The organism is Hespellia stercorisuis DSM 15480 (assembly GCF_900142165.1).
GTDB classification, from domain to species: domain Bacteria; phylum Bacillota; class Clostridia; order Lachnospirales; family Lachnospiraceae; genus Hespellia; species Hespellia stercorisuis.
This window is the reverse complement of sequence record NZ_FQZY01000029.1, coordinates 47850-54868: the sequence shown is the minus strand read 5'-3', so window position 1 is coordinate 54868 and position 7019 is coordinate 47850. Positions and strand designations below refer to the sequence as shown.

The following is a 7019-nucleotide window of genomic DNA, read 5'->3' as shown; positions in this document are numbered from 1 at the left end:
AATTACCGAAATAATATCGCAAAACAGGTTTTAAAAATTCTCTGTTTTGTACAAAAATTAATTAGTTCCCCAAGGGGGTTCTGAACAGTTACAGTATTATTATAATTAGGGTTTGATATGTAAACTTCTTGAGGTTTACTTTTAGGGATTCTAGAAGTTTGATTTTCAAACTCCTTGAAGTTTGATTTATAAACTTCTTGAAGTTTACTTTTTAAACCACTGTCAGAATCTTCTTCTAGCACCTTCTCCATCGCTGGATTTGGCTCTTTGTTATCTTCAATGACGAAGTTTTTCACATATATGACATTGGCTTTCCCAAATCCCTGTCTTCTTTTTTCAATCAGGCCAATTCCCTGCTCACTATCCAGTTCCTGTAAGATTTTGACTGCTTTATTCTTACCACAATTCAGTAATTCCATGATATTTTCCACAGAAAAGTATATGTAAGCTCTATTCTGGTCGTCAAACCATTCATTTTTTATGGATAAAGACATTCGATCCAGCATCAATCCATATAGAATCTTTGCGTCACTGGATAATTCGCGAAAATACTCATGTGTAAATAATAACTTGGGAATGCGATAAAATGTGTACATATCTGATTCCTGTCCGTAATAGTAATTAAATGTTGCTTTCTGACTCATGTTACCCTCCTTTCTTCGTAATATTCTCTCGGAATCTCTAAGCCAGTAAAATCAAGGCTTTCAGATTCCTTTTTTATTAAAATCCCCCACTTTTTATCAAAAAAAACTTGACAACTTCATCGAAAAATGTGGCGCTTTGCGCCCTTATTTATAAGATATTTTTCGATTGGAGGCGATTTTTATGTTACCTGTTAATTCTGGCGGCCATTCCGCCTATCAAGATTTTCTTCTCGAAAATCTCCGTAAATATTATCCGAATCTTGATTCCATTGCTCGTTCAACTTGGGATATTATCGAGCGATTTTGGAATCTCGATTTATCCTTTACCGATGAGTTCATGAAATCGAAATACTCTGTCTTTGGTCCTAAACCAAGGACTCCTTCCTGTATGCAGCGTTCCTATCTGCTATCGATTGAATTCAAAGTATCCTCTTTAACTGACTGGGCTGCCCAGCTTAAAATCAACCCTCTCTATGCCATTCTTAGCGGCTTTGAGTTTGGTGACACTCCGGGGGTTGGTACATTCTATGACTTTCTTTCAAGACTATGGGATTCTGATGAGAGCCATCTTTCTTCCCATATTCATCCTTTAAAAACAAAAGTGAAAAAGCCAAAATTAAAAGGAACAAAAGCGGATTCTATTGAGAAAGTTACCGTGGAACAACTTCTTCCTGAACTGGAAAATACCATATTTCACATTGATGAACAGCCCTATGGTTCCTTATTCAAACTATACAAATCAGAATTCCTTGATTTGTCTGTTTCTAAGGGACTTATTAATCCAAAATCTCTTGCTTTAGCTGGTGATGGTACTCCTGTTGTTACTTCTCACAGAGAACGCAAGCATCGTATCTGTGACTGTGCTACAAAAGGCATTACTGATTGCAATTGTGATCGATATTTTTCTCAACCAGATTGTGATATTGGTTGGGTTTCCTCACGAGACTGCTGGTATCATGGCTACGATTTATATATGCTTGTAGCCTCTGATTCTTATAGTGATCTCCCTGTATTCCCCTTATTGTCGCCAGCTTCAAAGCATGACTCACACGGATTCCTTCATACCTTTTTCAGAATGAAAAATTTCCTGCCTGACTACAGGGTAAACAAACTGCTTCTTGATTCTGCTCATGATGCAATGCCTTATTATGAATACTGCAAACGTGCTTCCATTACTCCTTTTATTGATTTGAATTGGAAACGCGGAAGCAATCTCCCTTACAAGAACGACTTTACCATCGGTAAAGATGGGGTTCCTGTCTGTCGTGCAGGTCATCGCATGAACCATGATGGCTCTGAGCCTTCTAAATATCGTATAAAATTTAGATGTCCTCTTGCTAGTCGAAAATATGGATGTTCCTGTGAACACCCATGCTCTGAATCAAAGTATGGAAGAACAGTTCATTTAGCAATGAAAGATAATCCAAGATTGTTTAACATACCGCCTCGTGACAGTGAGGAATGGAAACTTGAGTACAATGCAAGAACTTCTGCTGAACGCTCTAACAAACGTGAGAAATTATACTTTAAACTAGAAGACGGCAGACACCGCTCAACTAAGATGTGGTACTGCCGACTCTATCACATCCTGATGTTACAACACCTGGATGCATGGGATTTGCCTTTTGAATCCGCCCTCAGAAAGTTGATTCTACAAGCAGCATAATCCAAAGACTATTATATCCTAATTTCTTTGACATAGCGACAGTTATGTCTATTTCTTGTACCATTTTTTTATTTCATGGATAATATTTACTTTTCAAAGAGCATTTGCCAGCATGGCTGGCATGATCAATCAAGATTCCGAGAGATCATCGTATGCTCTACTTCTCATATTTGGTTTCAGAGGTTCCGAAATCGACACCCCTGAGAGTCTTATTTGTTGAATTATTCTATTTATGATGCAGACACTAACCTCTTCACATAGATAAGGTTTGGCAATCCCTGTCCTCTCGTCTTCTTTTCTATTAATCTGAATTTTTCTAATTCTGATAAGCACTGGATTGCTCTCTTTTTTGAAACATGCATATCTTCTTGTATCTCTTTAATCTGATAGATTAGATAGACCCTGTTCTGCTCATCCATCCATTGATTTTTATAAGCAATTCCAAGATGATCTAAAAGTAGTCCATAAAGCACTTTTGCCTCTAATGGTAAATCCTCAAACTCTTTTTCAATAAGTAGTGTTCTTGGTATCCTTATAAAAGAAAATTGATCCGCCTGGCTCCCATAATAATAATTAAAAGTTTTCTTCATCTGCCTTCTCCTGTTTCTGTTTCCATTCCTCTAATAATTCCATGATGACCTTCTCCATATCATAATTGTTATAGAATGGTGGAAAATAACTTCGTAGTTTCTTTTCTGATAAAGTCACCTTTACTGCAGGTTTAGCTCCAACCTGCGAATCATTGAAAATCTGAATTAATTTTCTTTGTGTCATTGGCTCCAACTTAATGTACTTTCTAAGAATTTCAATCTGCTTCGGCTTAATCGGTCCATTCTCCCTTATGTATTCATACACCCATTGCTGAATATTCTGCGGGACATATGAGATTTCCACTGCTATCGTAAATTGAATTCTTTTAGCATCTACCATATCAAGAAGTTCTGGAATCAGTTCAGTTAATCGGATATATCTACGCACTTGGTTCGGACTAATCCCCGACTCATTACCCACAACTTCTGCCGTTTCCAACTTCCCACCATTTTGGTTGGAAGTTAAATCAGTTCTTTTTCCTTGACGCTTCATAGCCTCCATCTTCATCTTAAATGCAAAACCTTTTTCGCTTGGAAGCAATTCTTCCCTTTGAATATTTGCATCCACCATTGCAATAGTGGCATCATCATCTGACATTTCCCTAATAATAGCTGGAATCATTGTTAATCCTGCCATGACAGCTGCATGCATTCTACGATGTCCGGATATCATTTCAAAATCTTCTCCTGTCGGACGAACTAGAACCGGAGTTAATATTCCCTTTTCCTTTACACTTTCCACAAGTTCAGCCATCTTATCATCATCGAGAACTTTAAATGGATGATCCTGAAAACACCGGATTTTATCAATTTCTATCTCAGATGCAACTTCTTCATTTGGCACACCTAAAAGTTCTTCAATACTTGTCAGTTTGATCTTTTCTCCGCTCCTAGTTTTCATGAGCCTGTACCTCCTTACTTAATTCCTCATAAGCTATGCTAACCTTACCTTTTGGACAATACGCAAAAATACTTCTTCCTTCTGCACTGGTTTCAGCTGCTTTTACAGATACTGGAATAGAACAATCAAAGATATTGATGTTCGCACCATATTCTTTTCTTACTTGTGCTGAAATATCCTTTGCAAAGTTGGTTCTAAAATCAACCATTGTAAGTAATATACCTTCCACCTTTAGGTTTCGATTCAAACGTTTCCTAACCATTGTGATTGTCTTAATCAGCTGTTGCAGACCTTTTACCGGTAAATACGCTGCTTGCACTGGAACAAGCACGGAATCGGCAGATACAAGCGCATTGATAGTGATCATTCCAAGAGATGGCATACAGTCAATTAGAATATAATCATATTGCTTCTTAATCTCTTCTATATATTCTTTCATGATAACTTCCCGGCTAATGACGTTTGCCATCGATACCTCTAGTCCTGAAAGTTCAATATTGGATGGTAACAAATCAACATTTTCCTGATGATGAAGTATTCCGTCTGTAACCTCGAATTCTTCCTCGTTTATTACGTTCATCATGATTGTTGCCAATGTGACACCTATATCATCCGGTTCAATATATCCAAGACTTGCTGTGAGACTTCCCTGCGGATCCGCATCAATAAGCAATACTTTATTTCCTTGTCTAGCAAGCCCGATACCAAGATTAACTGATGTTGTAGTTTTTCCAACTCCACCTTTTTGATTTGCAATTGCGATTACCTTACACATATTTATTCCTCCTTCTGTGTTCTTCTGAAATAGCCATCGAGTATTCTACGATTGAATAAAACCATCTTTCCGATTTTGTAGACAGCCCCAGCTTCATGAGCTTTACGGATCAATTGTCTTTCACCGATACCGTAATAGTTCCGAGCGATTTTGATAGTAACGAAATCCCTTCTTAAAAACGCTAAATCAATATCATCTAGCTGATCTGATACTTTCCATGCGTTTCCTCTCATTGGTCATCCTCCTCATTTCCCGATAAGGTACTCGGTTCATGAAATTGTTCCAGGTATTCTTCAAAAATATCCCTTCTTATAAGAACCGTGCCATCCATACGATAAATAGCCCCTGCTTTACCGGCTATCTCTAATAGTTTCCGATGGGTCATACTGTAAACAATTTCTGCCTCTTGGTAACGAAGGTATAATCTTCTTAGTTGCCTGATGTTTTGCTGAATCTCTACACGCTTGTCTAAATCTTTGAATCTATTCTTTGATGAATCCATATAATCTCCTAGTGACAGTAGATTTGTTTGCCTTGAATACTGAACGAAAAAAGAGCACCCTTCAAAAGATTTTTTATCTTTTAAAAGATGCTCTTCGCATTTTTATGATTTAATTTTGATGCATAAACTTTCTATCTTGGTTTGACTTTTTTCGACAATTCGAACCCAAAAAGTGTCATTTTGATGTCAGATAACATTTTAGACCTTGCAAACCCGCATAAATACTGGATTATTTCTCCAATGACTTCATTGTCGGGATGTCATCGGTAGATTTCACAATTGTATACGGATTTTTCATTGTTCTCTATCTCTTTCAAAGGTGTTTCTTTTTTTGCCCTACTGTTCTGTACGGTTCTGTATCGCTATAAAAAAACAGTGGATTAAATAATGGATTAAAGCGGATTAACACCAACAATGAAACCATAAAGTTATTATATTATAACATGATTTCGCACTTTTTTCAAGAGTTCCCGCCTAATTGCTTGTTTCTTTGAAAAAACCGGGTGCGAAGCAATTCAACATCCTGCTCGCTATCCGATTTGATAATGCAGCAGTGCTTTCTGAATGAGCTCTTGATTTTATCTGCGCACTCCGCTTCGTTCATCCCCTGCTTATATGGAATACGTACCAAGTCAATATGGTTCTTCTCACAGATAAACTTTTTGATTTCTGCGGCATCTCTCCCATCCTGATTAGTAGGAATCGACGACTCAATGGCAAGATACAGTTCTGGCAAATAGGTTTCCAGCTTCAGCCCGATTTGCTTATCAGAATTTACGAGTACCTTCAAGCCCTCTTTTCTCGCATAGAGCATAACAAGCAACTGTGAAAGTACCTGATGAAATTCACCGTTACACTTTCGACACTGCTCGCCGTTTATCGCTCTGTCAGCGATTCGAGCTTTCCAAGAGTGACCGTAAGAACATTTCCACCACACGCTTCTCAATGAGCTTTTAGATACCTTACCCGGCAGCAAGTCAGCGTTCTTGCTGTTGTCCCATTCTGAAACCAATTCAGGATTTGTTGTTGCAAGGTCGTTATATCCTTCAAGGACAGTTCTTTCTGCACATACCGGGCAAGATGCGCCTCTTACTCTTGCCCTTATAACGGATTGCCATTCAAATCCGCAGGTGTTGCACCTCCACCATACATTTTTGGTTGACTTCTCATTTACCATAGTGGGAATGACAGGAAGGTTTTTATCTGACCATTCTTCTGATAGAACGGGATACCTCGTGGCCAAATCATTGTAGCCTGTGAGCAACTTAATGCCACTGCAATATGGGCAATTACTTCCACCGGAGCGAGTCGAAATGAGCGTGTTCCATTCGTGACCTTCGCTGCATTTCCACCAGACCTTTTTGTTCTTAAAAGCCGTCACCATATCAGGCTTTAGTGGATAATTGCGTTCAGACCATTCTGCTGCGATTTCAGGGAAGCAGGAGGCAAGGTCATTAAAGCCGGACATAACGAGATTATGTGAGCAGTATGGGCATCCACTTCCATAAACACGGCTCTTAACTGTGGCTGACCACTCATGCCCGCACGAGCATTGCCAAATCGCTTTTTTGTGCGAACCCATGCTGACCATTGTCGGCATTAACGGATGGTTTTTATCTGACCATTCCGAAGCCAGCTTGGGGTATAAGGTTTTCAAATCATTTATTCCGGATACAACCCTTGCACCGGAACATATCGGACAATTCTCTCCGGCAGATCGACTTTTGGGACTTGCCTGCCATTCGTGGCCGCAGGAACCGTGCCACCACACAAGCTTGTTTGAACCGTAAGATATATCATCCGGCGTAAGCGGATAGTTTCTTTCAGACCATTGCTGCATAAGCTCCGGCTTAATGGTCGATTTACTGTTTTTCATAGGCACACCTCTTTCTCGCTTTTTCATACATTATATAAAGGAGTCCCGTTTCTGTTAAGGATGCG

7 protein-coding genes and 1 pseudogene are annotated in these 7019 nt (G+C 38.9%); 1 reads left to right on the top strand and 7 read right to left on the bottom strand.

Translation table 11 applies throughout. The features are described 5' to 3' along the window. Positions 1–95 precede the first annotated feature (95 nt). Positions 96–644: pseudogene (locus BUB85_RS10985) on the bottom strand (replication initiator protein A); the annotation flags it as partial. A gap of 181 nt (positions 645–825) precedes the next feature. Here BUB85_RS10985 and BUB85_RS10980 point away from each other — a divergent pair. Then, on the top strand, positions 826–2310 hold the full coding sequence (locus tag BUB85_RS10980; RefSeq protein WP_073110164.1) for a hypothetical protein: 1485 nt from the start codon (positions 826–828) through the stop codon (positions 2308–2310). A 230-nt stretch (positions 2311–2540) separates the two neighbouring features. Here BUB85_RS10980 and BUB85_RS10975 read toward each other — a convergent pair whose 3' ends face one another. The 6 genes from BUB85_RS10975 to BUB85_RS10950 form a co-directional block, all read right to left on the bottom strand. Further along, the gene (locus tag BUB85_RS10975; RefSeq protein WP_073110156.1) at positions 2541–2900 is read right to left on the bottom strand and encodes a replication initiator protein A; all 360 of its coding nucleotides are present in this window, start codon (positions 2898–2900) and stop codon (positions 2541–2543) included. After that, a complete protein-coding gene (locus BUB85_RS10970) occupies positions 2884–3801 on the bottom strand; it encodes a ParB/RepB/Spo0J family partition protein (protein WP_073110150.1) in 918 nt (305 codons plus the stop codon). Before BUB85_RS10970 ends, BUB85_RS10975 begins: the two co-directional genes overlap by 17 nt. After that, a complete protein-coding gene (locus BUB85_RS10965) occupies positions 3791–4576 on the bottom strand; it encodes a ParA family protein (RefSeq protein ID WP_073110147.1) in 786 nt (261 codons plus the stop codon). Before BUB85_RS10965 ends, BUB85_RS10970 begins: the two co-directional genes overlap by 11 nt. A gap of 2 nt (positions 4577–4578) precedes the next feature. Next, positions 4579–4809 carry a DUF6462 family protein gene (locus BUB85_RS10960; RefSeq protein WP_073110142.1) on the bottom strand — a complete coding sequence of 77 codons (231 nt, stop codon included), beginning with the start codon at positions 4807–4809 and terminating at the stop codon, positions 4579–4581. Continuing rightward, complete coding sequence (locus BUB85_RS10955) at positions 4806–5078, bottom strand: DUF6462 family protein (RefSeq protein WP_073110139.1); 273 nt, start codon at positions 5076–5078, stop codon at positions 4806–4808. Before BUB85_RS10955 ends, BUB85_RS10960 begins: the two co-directional genes overlap by 4 nt. Positions 5079–5538: 460 nt before the next feature. After that, the gene (locus BUB85_RS10950; RefSeq protein ID WP_073110133.1) at positions 5539–6954 is read right to left on the bottom strand and encodes a zinc-ribbon domain-containing protein; all 1416 of its coding nucleotides are present in this window, start codon (positions 6952–6954) and stop codon (positions 5539–5541) included. Positions 6955–7019: the final 65 nt, after the last annotated feature.

What these genes read in the sequence shown, in the direction of transcription:
- BUB85_RS10980 (WP_073110164.1), top strand. Translation starts at nt 826, where the DNA reads ATGTTACCTGTTAATTCTGGCGGCCATTCCGCCTATCAAGATTTTCTT.
- BUB85_RS10975 (WP_073110156.1), bottom strand. Translation starts at nt 2,900, where the DNA reads ATGAAGAAAACTTTTAATTATTATTATGGGAGCCAGGCGGATCAATTT.
- BUB85_RS10970 (WP_073110150.1), bottom strand. Translation starts at nt 3,801, where the DNA reads ATGAAAACTAGGAGCGGAGAAAAGATCAAACTGACAAGTATTGAAGAA.
- BUB85_RS10965 (WP_073110147.1), bottom strand. Translation starts at nt 4,576, where the DNA reads ATGTGTAAGGTAATCGCAATTGCAAATCAAAAAGGTGGAGTTGGAAAA.
- BUB85_RS10960 (WP_073110142.1), bottom strand. Translation starts at nt 4,809, where the DNA reads ATGAGAGGAAACGCATGGAAAGTATCAGATCAGCTAGATGATATTGAT.
- BUB85_RS10955 (WP_073110139.1), bottom strand. Translation starts at nt 5,078, where the DNA reads ATGGATTCATCAAAGAATAGATTCAAAGATTTAGACAAGCGTGTAGAG.
- BUB85_RS10950 (WP_073110133.1), bottom strand. Translation starts at nt 6,954, where the DNA reads ATGAAAAACAGTAAATCGACCATTAAGCCGGAGCTTATGCAGCAATGG.